The organism is Pseudomonas sp. RIT-PI-AD, from assembly GCF_025642785.1.
Taxonomy (GTDB): Bacteria; Pseudomonadota; Gammaproteobacteria; order Pseudomonadales; family Pseudomonadaceae; genus Pseudomonas_T.
Map to the genome: position 1 here is coordinate 123,479 of NZ_JANZKU010000009.1, position 16,983 is coordinate 140,461.

The window sequence follows — 16,983 nt, forward strand, 5'->3', positions numbered from 1 at the left end:
TGCGGCGGCGCACCGGGCGTCGTTCAAGGCGCTGCGGAGGTGTCCAGAAAGGCCACCAGCGCGGAGGCCAGATCGGCGCGCTCGCCTTGCGCCTGGCACCAACGCTCGGCATGCAGGCGCAAAAGGGCCAGATGGGGTTCGAGTCCGATCCAGGCTTCGGTGACGTCCGTTCCGGCATTCCAGCCGCGCCAGAAGGATTCGAAGGCCGACAAGACCGCTGGCGGCAGCTCCGCGCCATAGAGCTCGAGAAAGGCGTCCAGCTTGTCCCAATGAGCACCGTCCTCCTGGGGGTAGATGTGCCAGAGCAGCGGTCGCCCGGCCCACTGCGCCCGCAGGAACGAATCCTCGCCGCGCACCCCGTTGAAATCGCAGCTCCAGAGCAGGCGGTCGTAGTCGTCCTGGGCCAGGAACGGCAGCACGTGCAGGCTTAGGGCACCTCTCGAGTGGACGTCGCCGGGCTTCGGCCGCTCGCCCAGCCAGCGAGCGACATCGGCGAGGATGCGCCCTTCCGGGACCAGCAGCCGCGTTGACGTGGTCCCGGAACTCAAGGCTTCGAGCCAGCCGGGTAGCGCCGGATTCTCGTAGGCGAACAACGAAACCAGTCGCTCGCCGGGTCGTGGCTCCACGCCCAGCGCCCCCAGAAAGGCATCGCGCGCCAGGGGGTCCGCCTGGAACGCCCGTCGCCGTTCGAGCAATCCGTCCTCGCGCAGCAATCCGCCAGTGGCCGCGGAAAAGCCGGGAAAGAAAAAGAATTTCGGCAGGCCGTTTTCCTGTGGCGAAGGCAGGCCATGGCAGCCGGCCACCCAGGACTCGGCACTGAGATATTCCAGGTTGATCCAGCGCGGTGTCGGGCGGCGCTCGGCCATTGCCCGTCGATAAGCCTGCGGCAGCTCGCAGGCAAAGGCCTCGATCACCACGTCCGCCGGCTCTTCGGCCTGCCACTCCGTCGGCCACTGGCGCACTTCCACACCATCGATCCATTGCCCGGGCGTCGCCCCATCGGCTTGCGGACACAGGCGTACGAAGGCCGCCGGCTCGTCGAGCCAGAGGCGCACATGGAATCCATGTTCCCGCGCCAGTTGCCGTGCCAGGCGCCAGGTCACGCCGATGTCGCCGTAGTTATCGATGACCCGGCAAAAGATGTCCCAGCGGGCGGAAGCGATGGAAACCGACATGGGCATCCTCGTGGCGGGTAGGCGCCGATGATAAACGCCATAGGCGAAAGGGCGAAAACCGTTGGCGGAAAGCGGAAACGAAAGAGCCCGGCACTTGGCCGGGCTCTTCGTCTTTCTATCTGGCGGTGAAGGTGGGATTCGAACCCACGATACGATTTCTCGTATACACACTTTCCAGGCGTGCTCCTTCAACCGCTCGGACACTTCACCGGATCTCGCCGAACCAGTCTGGTCCGTCGAGGCGCGCTAATGTAGTCGAACATATTTCCAAAGGCAAATCTTTTTTCAGCCTATTCATGCATTTAAGCGCTGCACCGGCGGCTGCGAGTCGGGCGTGCCGCGGCTCCCATATAACAGCAGGCCAAGGGATGCGAACGAGCCGCTCAGCGACAACAGCGCGAGCCCATAGGGGTTGTGACTGGCCGGGTCCTGAGCCAGAACCAGCGAAGCGATCAGCATCAGGCCGACGAGAGCCGCGCAGGGCGACAAGGAAAGGTTACGCATGGCCGGCTCACCTCGAGAAAACGGGAAGCCCGATCCTCGCGCGTCGCCGGGCGCCCTACCAATTGGCTCTGCCAATGACGGCGATAGAACCGCGCCGTGGCCTGACCTGCCAGTCAGCCAAAGCGCTTTACCTCATGCGCCGGGCTGCGTAACGTCAGCGCTTTTCCAGCCAACGGGCAGACAAGGAATCCATCATGAGCGACCTGATCGGTTATCGCCTAGAAGACGGCATCGCCACGCTGACGCTGAACAACGGCAAGGTGAACGCCATTTCCCCCGACGTGATCGTCGCCCTCAATGCGGCACTCGATCGCGCCGAACAGGACAAGGCCATCGTCATCCTCACCGGACAGCCGGGCATCCTATCCGGCGGTTACGATCTGAAGGTCATGACCTCCAGCCCGCAGAACGCCATCGACTTGGTGGCCGCGGGATCGACCCTGGCACGGCGGATGCTCGCCCATCCCTTCCCGATCATCGTCGCCTGTCCGGGCCACGCGGTCGCGAAAGGCGCTTTCCTGCTGCTGTCGGCCGACTACCGGATCGGTGTGGAAGGCCCCTTCCATATCGGCCTCAACGAAGTGCAGATCGGCATGACCATGCACCACGTGGGCATCGAATTGGCGCGTGACCGCCTGCGCCGCTCGGCCTTCCATCGCTCGGTGATCAACGCCGAGATGTTCGATCCGCAGAGCGCGGTCGGCGCGGGCTTCCTCGACAAGGTCGTAGCCGCCGACCAGCTCCAGGCAACCGCCCTGGCCGCCGCCCAGCAACTGAAGAAGATCAACATGACCGCGCATCGCAATACCAAGCTGAAGGTGCGCCACACCCTGCTGGAAACCCTCGACAAGGCCATCGAGCTCGACAAGCGCCATCAGGTCTGAACACCCTCCGGAGCCAGCGTCGCCGCTCGGGCACGCTGGCCCTCCCTCATGTCACCGTGCCACTTCACCGCGCCTGCCCTCCCCCGTTCTAGACGGCTCCCCACTTACCGGCGAGAAAATCTGCTCGTCCGACGAGCGTTCTGCGCAACCTGTATTACTGTTTAGGAAAGCCTCACGGACGAAGGCCGAACGTCCTGTCCTTCCAGTGAACGCTGTTTCGGAGTCATTCCCCATGAAGATCGTCCATAAAGTCGGCATCGCCGCTGCCGCGGTGCTGTTCCTCACCACGGGCCTGCTGTCCCTGGCGCAGATCAGCCAGGTGCGCCATACCTTGCGCAGTCAGGCCGAAGCGAGCATCTCGGAGTCCAGCAACGCCTTGGCCCGCCAGATCGAGAACTGGCTGAACGCCAAGCTGCGCCTGATCGACCTGATGGGACAAAGCATCGACAACCAGTTCAGTGCGGAAGGCATCCAGCGGGTAATCGAACGGCCCATGCTCAAAGACGAATTCCTGCTGGTTTTCGGGGCCCTGGAAAGCGATGGCAAACCGATCAAGAACACCACCACCTGGCAGCCCAAGCCGGACTGGGACGGCCGGGTACGCCCCTGGTACGCCACCGGCAAGAACTCGAGCCAGGCGGTGCTGACCGAACCCTACGTGGACTCCACTAGTGGCGAGATCCTGATCTCGGCGGTGGCCAAGTTGACCAACGCCGGCGCGTTCCAGGGGGTCTTTGGCGGCGACATCCGCTTGAAGAGCGTGGCCGACGCGGTCAATACGTTGGACTTCAACGGCGCGGGCTATGCCTTTCTGCTCAGCCGCAACGGCAACATCATTTCCCACCCGGACGCCAAGCTGAACGGCAAGTCCTACAGCGAACTCTTCGGCGGCAAGAGTCCGGCGCTGGATAAGCAATTGAAGGAGGTCGACGGCAGCGATAAGGAGCTTCTGGTGTCCTTCACCCCCTTGCCCAACCTCAAGGGCATGGACTGGTACATCGGCGTGGTGCTCGATAAGGACGTCGTCATGGCCGAGGCGAACGCGCTGACCTGGCGCGCGGTGATCGGGACCCTCCTGGGTGTGGTGATCAGCCTGGTGGTGCTGGGCTGGCTGATGGGCCGGCTGCTCAAGCCCCTGGACCATCTGAACACCTCGCTGAACGAAGTGAACCGCGGCGGCGGCGACCTGACCCGGCGCCTGCCGATCCAGGGCAAGGATGAAATCGCCCTGGTTTCCCACGAATTCAACGGCTTCCTGCAAAACCTGCAGACGCTGATCAGCGAGGTGAAGGGCAGTTCGGGCCTGGTTCGCGAGAGCACCACGCTGACCTCACACGAAGCCCATCAGGCGGCGAGGCGCCTGCAGGAGCAGTTGCAGGAGCTCGACCAGTTGGCGACCGCCATGCAGGAAATGGCCTCCACCGCCGAAGAGGTCGCCCGCAATGCCCAGGCCGCGGCCCAAGCCGCGCAGGCCGCCAACCAGGAAACCGAGAACGGCGTGGCCGTGGTGTCGCAGTCGACCCAGGCGATCAAGCGCCTGGCCAACGAGATGGACGAAACCAGCCACGCCATCAACGAGCTGGCCAAGCTCAGCCACAACATCGAGTCGATCCTCTCGGTGATCACCAGCATCGCCGACCAGACCAACCTGCTCGCCCTCAACGCCGCCATCGAAGCGGCGCGCGCCGGCGAATCGGGACGCGGGTTCGCCGTGGTGGCGGACGAGGTACGCTCGCTGGCCTCGCGCACGCAACAATCGACCCAGGAAATCCGGCAAATGATCGACCAGTTGCAAACCGGGGTGAAACAGGCCGAGACCCGGATGCAGCAGAGCCGGGATACCGCCAGCCGCACCGCCGAAGATGCCGGCGCGGCCAATGAAATGCTCGGCCGCATCCGCGATGCGATCACCCGGATCAACGACATGAACCTGCAGATCGCCACGGCGGCCGAAGAACAAAGCGCCACCACCGAAGAGATCAACCGCAACACCACCAACATTCGCGACATCAGCCACGACGTCGCCGGCGGTGCCGACAAGCAGGTCGAGCAATGCGCCGTGATGGTCGAGCAGGTCAGCCAGCAGGATCGGCTGCTCGGTCGCTTCAAGGTCTGACGGCCGCATAGCCTCCGCCTTCCTGCCTCGACCGCATGAAGGCGGATTTCTTCTCGAAGTTTTGCCTCTCCTCCCGCAGGCGTTTGCTCATCCGAGTGCACGACCATACACTGGAACGCTTTTCCATCGGGTGCGTTCCCCATGCTCCATCTCTTCCGCATGCTCTTACTCGCGGTGCACTGCCTGCTCGCTAGCGTCCTGAGCCTTCTGTTGACGCTGGCCCGCCCGTTCCACCCCGACAACAGCCGCCTGTGCGCCCGGCTCTATGCCTGGCCCGCGCTCTGCCTGCTGGGCATCCGGGTCGAGGCCAGGCTCGATAGCCTGCCTACGCCGGAACAGAGTTGCGTGATCGTCGCCAATCATCAGTCCAACTTCGACCTGTTCGTCCTGGGCCGCATCGTGCCGGAGCGGACGGTCAGCATCGGCAAGCAGAGCCTGAAGTGGATTCCGTTCTTCGGCCAGGCGTATTGGCTAGCGGGGAATGTCCTGGTGGACCGGGGGAATCCACGCTCGGCGAAGCGGGCGCTGAAGATCACCCAGCAGACCCTTCGCCAACGCACCACCTCGATCTGGATATTCCCCGAGGGCACGCGCAGCCTCGGCCGAGGTCTGCAGCCCTTCAAGAAAGGCGCCTTCCAGATGGCGATCAATGCCGGCGTCCCCATAGTGCCGGTATGCGTCAGCAGCTATGCCGGGCGGCTTCAACTGGACCGTTGGCGCAGCGGGCGGGTATCGATCCAGGCGCTGCCGGCGATCCCGACACAGGGCATGGGCTCCCAGGACCTGTCGGCGCTGATGGAGGAATGCCGCGCGCAGATGCAGGCCTGCATCCAGCGCCTCGATCGTCGGCTGGAGGCGAATTCGGGCTAAGCTCGCCGAGCTGAACTTCGCCACCCGCCGCGCCTCACAACAAGCAGGAACCGGCCGGGTCGGCGTCAAGCGTTCAGCCGGTACCCTCCCGACGATAAGGAACAGGATATCCATGGGTCGAGTCATCGCTGCTGCTGTTTATGCCAAGGGCCGAAAAGTCACCGACATAGGGCTCGACCAAGGCCGCGAATGGGCCGCCAAGCCGGGCCATTTCGTCTGGATCGGCCTGCATGACCCCGAACCCGCCGAATTACTGCATTTGCAGAACCAGTTCGACCTCCATGAACTGGCTCTGGACGATGCCCTGGCCCAGCACACCCGTCCCAAGCTGGAAACCTTCGGCGACGCCCTGTTCCTGGTGGTGTATTCGCCCGTGATGGACGACGGCAAGCTGGCCTTCGTCGAGACCCAGTTGTTCGCCGGCAAGGGCTATGTGATCAGCGCGCGCTACGGCAAATCCTCGTCCTATTCGGTGGTGCGCCAACGCTGCGAGGCCCGTCCGTTGCTGCTGGAGCATGGCGAGGACTTCGTGCTCTACGCGCTGCTCAATTTCGTCATCGAGAATTACCGCCCGCAGTTGGAGCAATATCGCGCGGAACTGGAGCAGATCGAGCAACGGGTGCTGAACTGTCCGCTGACCCAGTCCGATGTCGAGCAGATCCACGGCTTGCGTCGCGACCTGCTGCGTCTACGCCGCTATGTCGCGCCTCTGGTGGAAATCTGCCAGGAATTGCAGCACCTCGAATTCCCCTTTATCGACAAGCATGTGAAGCCGTACTTCCGCGACCTGGCGATCCACGTCAACCGCCTGCTGGAAGACCTCACCGGCCTGCGCGAACTGGCCGACCACGCCATCGAGATCGGCTTGCTGCTGGAGTCGTCGAGGCAGAGCGTGGTACAGCGCAAGTTCGCCGCCTGGGCGGCGATCCTGGCGTTTCCGACGGCGGTGGCGGGCATCTACGGTATGAATTTCCAGAACATGCCGGAACTGGGCTGGCACTACGGGTACTTTACCGTGCTCGGCCTGCTGGGCGCCGGCTGCCTGGGCCTGTACCTGAACTTCAAACGCCTGAATTGGCTGTGATCGGCCGGCGCTGTCAGGCAGGCCGGCGAGAGATCAGGCGTCCTCGGTGAGGCTGCGGGGATTGGCCACGAAACGCAGCATCCACTCACCTACCGTCCTGCCATGGTGGTCGTGCTGCAGGCTGTCCACACCCTGGCGATACAGGTGCTCGCCCAAGTGCTGCTGACGCAGGTCCAGCAGCGCCCGCGAATAATCCTGGACGAACTCCGGGTGGCCCTGGAAGCACAGCACCTGATCCCCGATACGGTAGGCCGCGAACGGGCAGAACTCGCTGGATGCGATCACCGTGGCGTTCGCCGGCAAGGCGGTGACTTGATCCTGATGGCTGATCAACAGGATCAGTTCGTCGAGACTGGGGGTCATCCAGGGATTGCGTTCATCGAGTCGATAGCGATGGGTGCCCACGCCCCACCCCTGGCTGGCCCGCTCGCTCTTGCCGCCCAGCAGCAAGGCCAGTAACTGGTGGCCGAAGCAGATGCCGAGCAGCTTGTCGCCGCGCTTGTAGCGCTCGAGCAGATAGGTTTTCAGGGTTTGGATCCAGGGATCGTCGCCGAAGGAATCCGCCTTGCTGCCGGTGACTAGGTAGGCGTCGAAACGTTCGTCATCCGCCGGGTAATGCCCCTGCACCACGTTGTAAACGGAGAACCGCGCAGGAATGGGTTGGCCGGCGAAGAGCTCTTCGAACATGCGGCCGTACCCCTGGTATTGGTCGACCAGTTCGGGCCGGAGGTTGTCGGTTTCCAGAATGCAGATACGCAAAGACATGGGTATTCCTGAAGCGGGCGCGAGATGTGCGATTTATTTAACACAAGCGCGCGTATTCGCAAAGAGGCGAAGCGACTTCAAAGGCTTGCGTAGGCGTTAGCGTCCCGCTCTTCCCGCCGAAATAAAGGTGCCCGTCAATAAAAATTGACATGCCGTCGTGCCTGCGACCGCCCCCTCCTGTCGCCGGGCACCTTGCATCGCGTCCGCTTGGCTCGCCTACGCGACCCGGCCCACGCGACCCGCCGACAGGGGAACGGCCTCATGCAGTCCGCCCCGTCGAGCCGGGCCGTCTCAGACAAATGCCTCGCCACGGACAGCCCTTTCCAGCAGCGACACCGGCGGAGCGAAGCGCTCGCCGAAGCGCGCCGCCAGGTCGTGGGCCCGCGCGACGAACGCGTCCAAGCCGTATTGATTGATGAATTGCAACGCGCCGCCGGTCCAGGCGGCGAAGCCGATCCCGAGAATCGAGCCGAGATTGGCATCGGCAACCGAAGTGAGCACGCCCTCCTCCAGGCAACGCACGGTTTCCAGCGCCTGAACGAACAACAGGCGATCCCGTACGTCCGCTGTCGCCAGGGCGACGCCGGGGCGCTCGAAACCAGCCTTCAGGCCAGGCCATAGCTGTTTGCGGCCATTCGCCGGATAGTCGTAGAAGCCCGCGCCGGCGGCTTTTCCAAGCCGCCCCTGCTCCACCATCCGGTCGATGACGGCGAAGGCCGGATGCTCCGGCGGTCGCTTACCTTCGGCCTCGAAGTCCTTGGCGGTCTGGCTGCGGATATGGGTCATCAGGCTCAGGGACACCTCGTCGGAAACCGCGAGCGGCCCCACCGGCATGCCGGCCTTGCGGGCCTCGTTCTCGATCAGCGCCGCGCCAACGCCCTCGCCAAGCATGGCGATGCCTTCCTGGATGAAAGTGGCGAAGACCCGGGAGGTGAAGAACCCCCGGCTATCGTTCACCACGATCGGGACCTTCTTGATCTGCTGGACGAAATCGAAGCTGCGGGCCAGGGTTTCGTCGCGGGTGTGTGCGCCACGGATGATTTCCACCAGCGGCATTTTCTCCACCGGACTGAAGAAATGCAGGCCAACGAACCGCTCGGGCTCGGCCACCGCGCTCGCCAGACCGGTGATCGGCAGCGTCGACGTGTTCGAAGCCAGCACCGCATCATGGCGGGCAGCCACCGACGCCGCGACCATCACCTTGCCTTTCAGAGCCCGATCCTCGAACACCGCCTCGATGATCAACTCGCAACCCGCGAAATCCGCATCGTCGTCGGTGGCATGGAGGCGTGCCAGATAGGCGTCGCGCTGGGCCGGCGTGAGATGCCCGCGCGCGACCTTCTTTTCCCATGCCGCCGCCGCGCGGGCCTTGCCCTGCTCCGCCGCGTCGCGGCTCACGTCCTTGAGCATCACCTCTATGCCGGCCGCCGCCGTCACCTGGGCGATACCCGCGCCCATCATGCCGGCGCCGATCACGCCGACCTTGCGCACGCGCTGGCGCTCATGGCCCTGGGGCCGCGAACCGCCGGCGTTGATCGCGTTGAGCTGGAACCAGAAGGCACCGATCATGTTCTTCGCCACCTGGCCGGTCGCCAGCTCGGTGAAGTAGCGGGTCTCGATGAGCTGCGCCGCGTCGAAGTCCACCTGCGCACCCTCGACCGCGGCGCAGAGGATCTTTTCCGGAGCCGGGAAACAGCCTTTGGTCTTGTCGAGCAGCAGCGACGGCGCGATGGCAAGGGTCTGCGCCAGGCCGGGACTCGCCGGCGTGCCGCCCGGCATCCGGTAACCGCTGGCGTCCCAGGGTTGCTGCGCATCCGGCGCGGACAGAATCCAGGCACGCGCCTTGGCCAACATGTCCTCGCGGCTGGCCGCCAGCTCATGGATCAGGCCCGCCTTCAAGGCGGCAGCCGGCCGGACTTTCTTGCCCTCCACCAGGTAAGGCAGGGCCTTTTCCAGCCCCAGCAAGCGGACCATGCGCACCACGCCGCCACCCCCGGGCAACAGGCCCAGGGTGACTTCCGGGAGGCCGATCTGCACGCTCGCGTCGTCGAGGGCGATGCGTCGATGACAGGCGAGGCAGATTTCCCAGCCGCCGCCCAGGGCGGCGCCATTGATGGCCGCGACCACCGGTTTGCCGAGGGTTTCCAGGCGGCGCAGATCAGCCTTGATCTTCAGCACCATGCGATAGAAGTCCTCGGCGCCGGCCTTGTCGACCTTGACCAGCTCATTGAGGTCGCCGCCGGCGAAGAAAGTCTTCTTCGCCGAGGTCAAGACCACCCCGGCGATGGCCTCCTTCTCGGCCTCCAGCCGGTCGAGGACTTGGCCCATCGCCTCGCGGTACAGGGCGTTCATGGTGTTGGCGCTCTGGCCGGGCAGATCGATGGTCAGGATGACGATGGCGTCCGGGCCTTTTTCGTAGCGGATAGCGTCGGTCATGCAGAGGATTCCTTGATTCGAGAGGCGGTTCGAAGCGCCGGGCTACCGGGCCGCGCGGAAACCGGCCCGCAGCGCGCCTCAAATGCGTTCGATGATGGTCGCGATGCCCATGCCGCCGCCCACGCACAGGGTGGCCAGGCCATAGCGCAAGCGGCGCTTTTCCAGTTCGTCGAGCAGGGTGCCGAGGATCGCGCAACCGGTCGCCCCGAGCGGATGGCCCAGCGCGATGGCGCCGCCGTTGACGTTGACCCGGTCCTCGTCGATGCCCATGTCCCTGATGAACTTCATCACCACCGAGGCGAACGCCTCGTTCACCTCGAACAGGTCGATGTCGGAAACATCCAGGCTGGCCTTGGCGAGAGCCTTGCGGGAAGCCGGCCCCGGGCCGGTGAGCATGATCGTCGGCTCGGTGCCGGTGACTGCCGTGGCGAGGATACGCCCGCGCGGCGTCAGGCCGAGGGCTTCGCCCTTGGCGGCGGAGCCGATGAGCATGGCGGCGGCGCCATCGACGATGCCGGAGCTGTTGCCCGGGGTATGCACATGCTCGATGCGTTCGAGATGGCTGTATTGGCGCAGGGCGGTGGCGTCGAACCCCATCTGGCCCATCATCTCGAAGCTCGGCTTGAGCCGACCGAGGCCTTCCAGGGTGGTATCGGGGCGGATGAACTCGTCGTGGTCCAGCAGCAGGATGCCGTTCTGGTCGGTGACCGGCACCAGCGAGCGCGCGAAAGCGCCGCCGGACCGGGCACGGGCGGCCTTCTGCTGGGAGCGCAGGGCGAAGGCGTCGACCTCGGCCCGGGAAAATCCTTCCAGGGTGGCGATCAGGTCGGCGCCGATGCCCTGGGGAACGAAGCGCGCATGCAGGTTGGTTTCAGGATCCAGGGCCCAGGCGCCGCCGTCGCTGCCCATGGGCACCCGCGACATGGACTCCACCCCGCCCGCCACCACCAGGTCCTCGAACCCCGAGCGGACCTTCATCGCCGCCAGGTTCACCGCTTCCAGGCCCGAGGCGCAGAAGCGATTGAGCTGCACGCCGGCGACGCGCTGGTCCCAGTCGGCGACCATCGCCGCGCTTTTGGCGATATCGGCGCCTTGGTCGCCCACCGGCGTCACGCAGCCCAGCACGATATCGTCCACTTCGCGGGTATCCAGGCGATTGCGCGCCTGCAGGGCCCTGAGCAGGCCGGCGATCAGGTTGACGGGCTTGACGCTGTATAGGGCGCCGTCCTTCTTGCCCCTGCCACGGGGCGTGCGCACCGTGTCGTAGATATAGGCTTCGGTCATGGAATCCTCTAGCACAGGTTCTGGGCAGCGCCGTCGGCGCTGGAAAGCGTCGAGCCCGGATGCCGCTGGTCGTACACCATAGCGCGGCGGACTCCCGACTCAATGACGGAAGCGCTCGACGGCGTTGACCACGGCGCTCAGACGAACGGTCATGATCACGCCAGGCACTTCAATCGCCCTCGGCGAGGCGTCTGGCACAGGCCTTCGCCGCCTCCGGCGGGCGTTTCCGCGGCGCCCGTGCCAGCCATTCCGCGGCACTCGCCGGATTATCCGCGGGCCCAGGGATGACGGGGGCTGCGGAATTATCTAAACCTTACTGACTCGTACTCGATATGCCGCCGGGAATGCCGGGGCATCCCATCCATACATGGGCCGTCCGTCTTTCCGCCAAGCCGTCAGAGCGGACACCGACGACTCCTAACAAGAAGAAAAGGTGAGGCCATGTTCAAGCACCCCAAGCTGAGGCAAGCGAGCCTCATCCTGTTCGCCACCACCGTCGTCCTGATCCTGCCCAACCTCACCCGCTGGTTCACCTGAGCGAGAAACCCCGGCCATTCTCCCTGCTCCTGACGTGTCGTCCCGCGCGGCCGATACCGCCCGCAGCGCCTCGGTGCCACCCAGTCGAACGGAGCGGGTCCCGTCCGCTCGCCCCGCCGCCGCCCCCCGAAGGCCGCGCCCCGAGCGCCGTGGGGAGATGGCAGGGAACGGATGGGCACGGCGAGCGTCCTATCCCCTCCATGGAGCGCCTGGAGATCGAAATGCGTGGACTGCTGATCGCCTTGTTGTCACTCGGCCTGCTACCCGCCAGCGCCGCCGACTTGGTCATCGAGCGGCCCCAGGCCACGCGGACCCTGCACAGCGCCGAACTGCTGGCCGATCCTCGCACGGTAACCCTCGAGGTCGCCGACGACGTCTCCTACAAACGCCCGATGCGTTATCGCGCCATTCCCCTCGCCGTATTGCTGGAGGGCCTCAAGCCCGGGGACCAGTTGCAGGCGGTCGCCCTGGACGGTTTCGCCGCGGAGCTGGACGCCGCGCCCTTGCTGAACGAGCGGGGATCGCGGGCCTGGCTGGCCATCGAGGACCCCGCCCAGCCCTGGCCGCCCCTGGGCCAGGGCAAACCCAGCGCGGGGCCCTTCTATCTGGTCTGGACCGATCCCAAGGCGTCGCGCATCGTTCCGGAACAATGGCCGTTCCAGTTATCCCGGCTGCGCTACCTGGCGCCCCTGGCGCAGCGCTTCCCCGCCCTGCTGCCCGCCGCTGACGCGGACGCGGAGGTACGCGAGGGGTTCGCCCAGTTCCGTAAGAACTGCCTGGCCTGCCACCGCCTGAACGGTGCCGGCGATGCCGAATTCGGGCCGGACCTCAACCAGCCCTTCAATCCCACCGAGTATTTCGCCGGCGACTTCCTGCGCCGCTACATCCGCGACCCGCAAAGCCTGCGGCGCTGGCCGCAGGCGAAAATGCCGGCGTTCGGCGAGGGCATTCTTTCCGAACCCGAGCTGTCCCAACTGATCGCCTACCTGCGCCACATGGCCTCGCGCAAGCGCTGAGCCGAGCGAACGCATCCACCCCTGCCGGGGAACTATCGGCGCCGCCGGCAAACGAACTCCTATGCGTGGCCGGCCGGAGGCTCGGTCTTCCGAAAAGACAGCCGTGGAGGACGGTCTCATGGAGAACGGGGTCCTGGGTTTCAATCAGACGACACTGCTCGACACCTGCCTGGTGGTCGCCGTGGCGGTGGTCAGCTACCTGCTGCTGCGTGCCGCGTTCGGCCTGCTGAGCCGACGCCTCGCCAAATTCGCCAGCCATCACCAGAACCCCTGGTACGGCTTCGTCAGCGAAATCATCGGCAACACCAGCCGCTTCCTACTGATGGTCTTCTCGGTGCAGATCGGCCTCAAGCTGGTGGAACTGTCGCCCCGCTGGGAAAGCGCCTTCGCCCATGGCTGGTTCCTCGCCCTGGCGCTGCAGATCGCCCTCTGGCTGGACGCCGCCGTACGCCTGTGGACGGTGAGCTACATCAACGGCGCGCAACGCAACCCGGTGACCAGCGTCCTCGTCACCTACATGGTGCGCGGCACCATCTGGTCGGTCGTGCTGCTCGCGATCCTCTCCAACCTGGGCGTGAACATCACCGCCTTCGTCGCCAGCCTGGGGGTTGGCGGCATCGCGGTGGCGCTGGCGGTGCAGACGATCCTCAGCGACCTCTTCGCGTCCCTGTCCATCGGCATCGATAAGCCCTTCGAGCGGGGCGACTTCGTGGTCTTCGGCGATGTCGCCGGCAGCATCGAACACATCGGCATGAAAACCACGCGGATCCGCAGCCTGAGCGGCGAGCAGATCGTCTGCTCCAACGCCGAGCTGCTCAAGCAGATCCTGCACAACTACAAGCGCATGGCCGAACGGCGGATCGTCTTCGGCCTCGGCCTTTCCTACAAGACGCCGGTGGAAAAGGTCCGGGAAATGCCCGCGGTGATCGAGCGAATCATCAGGGCGACGCCGGACACCCGCTTCGACCGCGCGCACTTCCTCGCCTTCGAGCAGACCGCCCTGCGTTTCGAGGTGGTGTATATCGTGCTCAGCGCCGACTACAACCGTTACATGGACATCCAGCAGCACATCAATCTGGAAATCATGCAGGCGATGGTCGAGCGCGGCATCCAGTTCGCCTTCCCGACGCAGAACCTAGTGCTCAGCGAGCCCCTGGCCAGCAAGGACGAGGCGCCGCCGCGGCGGCAGGAAAACGCCCTGCGCAGCTCGCCGACCCTGCACCAGGGCGGCAGGCGCGACTGAGGAACGCCAGTCCGAACAGCGGCTGGATAACCCCTCAGGCAGGTGATCCTAGGCGAATGGGCCGCCGGGCGACGAGCCCAGCGGGCCGCGCGAAACCCACGACTCTCGCGCTGGCGCATCCTCTCGCCCGCCGCCCTGCGGGCTAGGCGCCGAGTCGCTCGCGGAACAACGCTTGATGCTGGCGACACTGCTCGGCACTGAGCATGAACACCCCGTGGCCGCCGTTCTCGAACTCCATCCAGGCGAAGTCCACTTCCGGGTACAGGGCCTCGAGGTGAACCTGGCTGTTGCCCACCTCGACGAACAAGAGTCCGGCATCGGTCAGGTGATCGGCGGCCTCGGCCAGCATCCGTCTCACCAGATCCAGGCCATCGACGCCGCAGGCCAGGCCCAGGGCGGGCTCGTGGTGATATTCCTCGGGCATGTCGGCGAAGTCTTCGGCGTCCACATAGGGCGGGTTGGAGAGGATCAAGTCGAAGCGCTGTCCCGGCAGGCCATCGAAGCCATCGCCCTGCACGGTGTAGACGCGGGACTCGAGCTCGTGCCGCTCGATGTTCAGGTTGGCCACTTCCAACGCATCGAACGACAGGTCGGCGAGCACCACTTCGGCCTCGCTGAAAACCTGCGCACAGGCGATCCCGATGCAACCGGAACCGGTGCACAGGTCGAGAATCCTCGCCGGATCGGCGGGTAGCCAGGGGGCGAAACGCTGCTGGATCAGCTCGCCGATCGGCGAGCGCGGCACCAGTACGCGCGGGTCGACGATGAATGACAGGCCGCAGAACCAGGCCTCTCCCAACAGGTAGGCACTTGGCACCCGCTCCTCGATACGGCGACGCAGCAGGAGGCTCACGTACTCGCGCTCGTCATCCTCCATCGCGCAATCGAGGTAGCTATCGGCCAGCTCATAGGGCAGGTACAGCGCGCCGAGCACCAGTTGCCGCGCCTCGTCCCAGGCGTTATCGGTACCGTGACCGAAGAACAGGTTTTCCTGATGGAAACGGCTGACAGCCCAGCGGATGTGATCGCGCAGGGTGCGCAGACGGGATTCGGACACGACGAGTACCTCCATGGACGGAAAGCGGATTCTAGCAGCCGCGCCACCTGGCTTCGATGCCTTGCACCGGCGGAAGCGACGCTCACGCCGATCTGCCGGCGCAGCCGTAGCCGCGGACCCTTACGCGGGGAATCGCCGCGCGCGGGGCGGAAAAGCCCGGCATGGTTCACAGAACGCTCCCGGCAGCGGAGAATGGCGCCAAAGCCGTATAAGGAGTCGTGCCCATGTCCGCCCCCAAGACCATGCTGCAACTGACCGGCCGCGGTTACTCGCCGGCGAGCCTCGCCCATGCCACCTTGCTGGTCATCGACGTCCAGGAGGAATATCGCAGCGGCGTGCTGAGCTTGCCCGGCCTGGACGCGGCGGTGGCGGAGATCGCCAGCCTGCTGGCCGCCGCCCGCGGGATCGGGTCGGCCGTGGTACACGTCAAGCATTTGGGCGTTCCCGGCGGCCTGCTCGATCCCCAGGGCGAACGTGGCCAGCATCTGCCGGAAGTGGCGCCCCTGGAGCGGGAAATCGTCGTGGAGAAGCGCCTGCCGAATGCCTTCGCCGGCACCGAACTGCACGACCGCCTGCAGGCCATCGGCAATCTCGATTTGATCGTATGTGGGTTCATGACCCACTCCAGCGTCAGCACCACCGTCCGCGCCGCGAAGGATTACGGCTACCGGTGCACGCTGGTCGACGCCGCCTGCGCCACCCGCGACCTGCCCACCCTCGATGGCGGCGTGATCAGCGCCGCCGACATGCACCGCATCGAAGTCATCGCCCTGGCGGACAACTTCGCCTGCGTGGTGCCCAACGCACGGGCGTTGTCCTGAAGCCTCCAGGCGTGAAGCGGTCGCCCGGCGCCATCCGACCGACGACAGCCGAAACGACATTCATCCCGGACCCTGCCGGAACCCGCTTACCCTGCCTCGGTCATACGCCGATTGATTAAGAGGACGTCCGGATGAAATTGTCCGATGGTTTCGACGCCCGCCGCCTGCGCCCAAAAGGCTCTTGCAGTTGGCGCTGGCGTTTCGGTGCGGCGCTGGCCGCACTGTTCGCCGGGTTCGGCGTACTGCTCACGATGGCGGGCGCCGCCATGTTGCTCGGCCACGCACCGGCCCTGGGCCAACTCGAGGCCACCCCCGCCAACGCTTCCGTTCTGTTGGTCCTGGGGGTGTTTTCGCTCTGGTTCGGCGTGCTCGCCTGGCGCCTCTGCCGCCGCCGCAGCCGACGTCGCAACGATCTGTGCCTGGCGCCCCACCTGATGAAGAAGGATTGAACGAGGCCCGAGAGACTGTCGGCCTGCCGTGCCCTTGGGTAAACTGCGCGCCCTTCGGAGGCCCCATGCAAGACGACGATTTTTCCTTGTTCAGCAGCGCCGTGAAGGGGGTCAAGCCCCTCCACCACGATCGCGCGGAAACCGGTAAGCCCAAGAGCGACCGTCACCAACTGGTCAGCCGCCGGCTGAACGCCACGGTGAGCACCGGCGAACTCAAGGTCGATGGATTGTCCGATCAGTTCGTGATCGACGTCGGGGGCGACGACGAACTCTACTGGGCGCGCGATGGCGTCCAGGACAGCCAGATGCGCAAGTTGAAAGCCGGGCAGATCGCCTTCGAAGGCAGTCTCGACCTGCACGGCATGAGCGTCGAGAAGGCCCGGGAGACCCTGTGGGAGTTCCTCGCCGAAGCCACTCGCTTCGAAGTGCGCTGCGTGCGGGTCACCCATGGCAAGGGCATCCGCCTGGACGGTCGACGTCCCTTGATCAAGAGCCACGTCAATACCTGGCTGCGCCAACACCCGCAGGTCCTCGGCTTCACCTCGTGTCTGCCCAGGCACGGGGGTGCCGGCGCCGCCTACGTCATGCTCAAGCGCAGCATGCTCGAAGGCCGGGACGAGTGACGGTCCGGTCGCGGGTCGAGCGCTCGGTCTCCCGACCGCGCCCTGCCTGAGCTCCGCGCCTCCAGTCATACTCGCCGGGCTTCGGCCCGATGCCGAATCCGCGCCTCACCTCGCCGCCC

15 protein-coding genes and 1 tRNA gene are annotated in these 16,983 nt (G+C 65.4%); 9 read left to right on the top strand and 7 right to left on the bottom strand.

The window, feature by feature from the left end; all coding sequences use genetic code 11:
• Positions 1-23: 23 nt before the first annotated feature.
• The 3 genes from earP to OGL92_RS10430 form a co-directional block, all read right to left on the bottom strand.
• A complete protein-coding gene (gene earP, locus OGL92_RS10420; RefSeq protein WP_263143489.1) occupies positions 24-1,175 on the bottom strand; it encodes an elongation factor P maturation arginine rhamnosyltransferase EarP in 1,152 nt (383 codons plus the stop codon).
• A gap of 120 nt (positions 1,176-1,295) precedes the next feature.
• Positions 1,296-1,385: transfer RNA gene (locus OGL92_RS10425), tRNA-Ser, on the bottom strand.
• Between the two features lie 84 nt (positions 1,386-1,469).
• Complete coding sequence (locus tag OGL92_RS10430; protein ID WP_263143491.1) at positions 1,470-1,679, bottom strand: hypothetical protein; 210 nt, start codon at positions 1,677-1,679, stop codon at positions 1,470-1,472.
• A gap of 194 nt (positions 1,680-1,873) precedes the next feature.
• Between OGL92_RS10430 and OGL92_RS10435 the strand changes: the two genes are divergently transcribed.
• The 4 genes from OGL92_RS10435 to OGL92_RS10450 all read left to right on the top strand — a co-directional run bounded on the left by OGL92_RS10435 (position 1,874) and on the right by OGL92_RS10450 (position 6,633).
• Positions 1,874-2,563, top strand: coding sequence for a crotonase/enoyl-CoA hydratase family protein (locus OGL92_RS10435; protein ID WP_263143493.1), 690 nt, complete (start codon positions 1,874-1,876; stop codon positions 2,561-2,563).
• Between the two features lie 232 nt (positions 2,564-2,795).
• Positions 2,796-4,679: a methyl-accepting chemotaxis protein gene (locus OGL92_RS10440; protein ID WP_263143494.1), complete on the top strand. Its 1,884-nt coding sequence runs from the start codon at positions 2,796-2,798 to the stop codon at positions 4,677-4,679.
• Positions 4,680-4,820: 141 nt separating this feature from the next.
• The gene (locus tag OGL92_RS10445) at positions 4,821-5,549 is read left to right on the top strand and encodes a 1-acylglycerol-3-phosphate O-acyltransferase (RefSeq protein ID WP_263143496.1); all 729 of its coding nucleotides are present in this window, start codon (positions 4,821-4,823) and stop codon (positions 5,547-5,549) included.
• Between the two features lie 112 nt (positions 5,550-5,661).
• Positions 5,662-6,633: a magnesium and cobalt transport protein CorA gene (locus OGL92_RS10450; protein WP_263143497.1), complete on the top strand. Its 972-nt coding sequence runs from the start codon at positions 5,662-5,664 to the stop codon at positions 6,631-6,633.
• 33 nt (positions 6,634-6,666) lie between these two features.
• On the opposite strand, the gene OGL92_RS10455 is transcribed toward OGL92_RS10450, so the two are convergent.
• From OGL92_RS10455 to OGL92_RS10465, 3 genes are all read right to left on the bottom strand, one after another.
• Positions 6,667-7,398: an amidotransferase gene (locus tag OGL92_RS10455; RefSeq protein WP_263143499.1), complete on the bottom strand. Its 732-nt coding sequence runs from the start codon at positions 7,396-7,398 to the stop codon at positions 6,667-6,669.
• Between the two features lie 291 nt (positions 7,399-7,689).
• Positions 7,690-9,834, bottom strand: a complete 2,145-nt coding sequence (locus OGL92_RS10460; RefSeq protein ID WP_263143501.1) for a 3-hydroxyacyl-CoA dehydrogenase NAD-binding domain-containing protein — start codon at positions 9,832-9,834, stop codon at positions 7,690-7,692.
• Positions 9,835-9,912: 78 nt separating this feature from the next.
• The gene (locus tag OGL92_RS10465; RefSeq protein ID WP_263143503.1) at positions 9,913-11,118 is read right to left on the bottom strand and encodes an acetyl-CoA C-acetyltransferase; all 1,206 of its coding nucleotides are present in this window, start codon (positions 11,116-11,118) and stop codon (positions 9,913-9,915) included.
• 758 nt (positions 11,119-11,876) lie between these two features.
• On the opposite strand from OGL92_RS10465, the gene OGL92_RS10470 reads away from it, so the two are divergent.
• The gene (locus OGL92_RS10470; RefSeq protein WP_263143505.1) at positions 11,877-12,671 is read left to right on the top strand and encodes a cytochrome c; all 795 of its coding nucleotides are present in this window, start codon (positions 11,877-11,879) and stop codon (positions 12,669-12,671) included.
• A 118-nt stretch (positions 12,672-12,789) separates the two neighbouring features.
• Positions 12,790-13,914 carry a mechanosensitive ion channel family protein gene (locus OGL92_RS10475; RefSeq protein ID WP_263143507.1) on the top strand — a complete coding sequence of 375 codons (1,125 nt, stop codon included), beginning with the start codon at positions 12,790-12,792 and terminating at the stop codon, positions 13,912-13,914.
• 142 nt (positions 13,915-14,056) lie between these two features.
• Here OGL92_RS10475 and prmB read toward each other — a convergent pair whose 3' ends face one another.
• Positions 14,057-14,971, bottom strand: a complete 915-nt coding sequence (gene prmB / locus OGL92_RS10480) for a 50S ribosomal protein L3 N(5)-glutamine methyltransferase (RefSeq protein WP_263143509.1) — start codon at positions 14,969-14,971, stop codon at positions 14,057-14,059.
• Between the two features lie 224 nt (positions 14,972-15,195).
• Here prmB and OGL92_RS10485 point away from each other — a divergent pair, with 224 nt between their 5' ends.
• The 3 genes from OGL92_RS10485 (at position 15,196) to OGL92_RS10495 (ending at position 16,864) form a co-directional block, all read left to right on the top strand.
• Positions 15,196-15,792: a cysteine hydrolase family protein gene (locus OGL92_RS10485; protein ID WP_263143510.1), complete on the top strand. Its 597-nt coding sequence runs from the start codon at positions 15,196-15,198 to the stop codon at positions 15,790-15,792.
• A 131-nt stretch (positions 15,793-15,923) separates the two neighbouring features.
• Positions 15,924-16,241: a hypothetical protein gene (locus OGL92_RS10490; RefSeq protein WP_263143511.1), complete on the top strand. Its 318-nt coding sequence runs from the start codon at positions 15,924-15,926 to the stop codon at positions 16,239-16,241.
• 65 nt (positions 16,242-16,306) lie between these two features.
• On the top strand, positions 16,307-16,864 hold the full coding sequence (locus OGL92_RS10495; RefSeq protein ID WP_263143513.1) for a Smr/MutS family protein: 558 nt from the start codon (positions 16,307-16,309) through the stop codon (positions 16,862-16,864).
• Positions 16,865-16,983: the final 119 nt, after the last annotated feature.

Excerpts from the sequence above, each read along its gene's own strand:
- earP (WP_263143489.1), bottom strand. The coding sequence starts at position 1,175 with ATGTCGGTTTCCATCGCTTCCGCCCGCTGGGACATCTTTTGCCGGGTC.
- OGL92_RS10430 (WP_263143491.1), bottom strand. The coding sequence starts at position 1,679 with ATGCGTAACCTTTCCTTGTCGCCCTGCGCGGCTCTCGTCGGCCTGATG.
- OGL92_RS10435 (WP_263143493.1), top strand. The coding sequence starts at position 1,874 with ATGAGCGACCTGATCGGTTATCGCCTAGAAGACGGCATCGCCACGCTG.
- OGL92_RS10440 (WP_263143494.1), top strand. The coding sequence starts at position 2,796 with ATGAAGATCGTCCATAAAGTCGGCATCGCCGCTGCCGCGGTGCTGTTC.
- OGL92_RS10445 (WP_263143496.1), top strand. The coding sequence starts at position 4,821 with ATGCTCCATCTCTTCCGCATGCTCTTACTCGCGGTGCACTGCCTGCTC.
- OGL92_RS10450 (WP_263143497.1), top strand. The coding sequence starts at position 5,662 with ATGGGTCGAGTCATCGCTGCTGCTGTTTATGCCAAGGGCCGAAAAGTC.
- OGL92_RS10455 (WP_263143499.1), bottom strand. The coding sequence starts at position 7,398 with ATGTCTTTGCGTATCTGCATTCTGGAAACCGACAACCTCCGGCCCGAA.
- OGL92_RS10460 (WP_263143501.1), bottom strand. The coding sequence starts at position 9,834 with ATGACCGACGCTATCCGCTACGAAAAAGGCCCGGACGCCATCGTCATC.
- OGL92_RS10465 (WP_263143503.1), bottom strand. The coding sequence starts at position 11,118 with ATGACCGAAGCCTATATCTACGACACGGTGCGCACGCCCCGTGGCAGG.
- OGL92_RS10470 (WP_263143505.1), top strand. The coding sequence starts at position 11,877 with ATGCGTGGACTGCTGATCGCCTTGTTGTCACTCGGCCTGCTACCCGCC.
- OGL92_RS10475 (WP_263143507.1), top strand. The coding sequence starts at position 12,790 with ATGGAGAACGGGGTCCTGGGTTTCAATCAGACGACACTGCTCGACACC.
- OGL92_RS10485 (WP_263143510.1), top strand. The coding sequence starts at position 15,196 with ATGTCCGCCCCCAAGACCATGCTGCAACTGACCGGCCGCGGTTACTCG.
- OGL92_RS10490 (WP_263143511.1), top strand. The coding sequence starts at position 15,924 with ATGAAATTGTCCGATGGTTTCGACGCCCGCCGCCTGCGCCCAAAAGGC.
- OGL92_RS10495 (WP_263143513.1), top strand. The coding sequence starts at position 16,307 with ATGCAAGACGACGATTTTTCCTTGTTCAGCAGCGCCGTGAAGGGGGTC.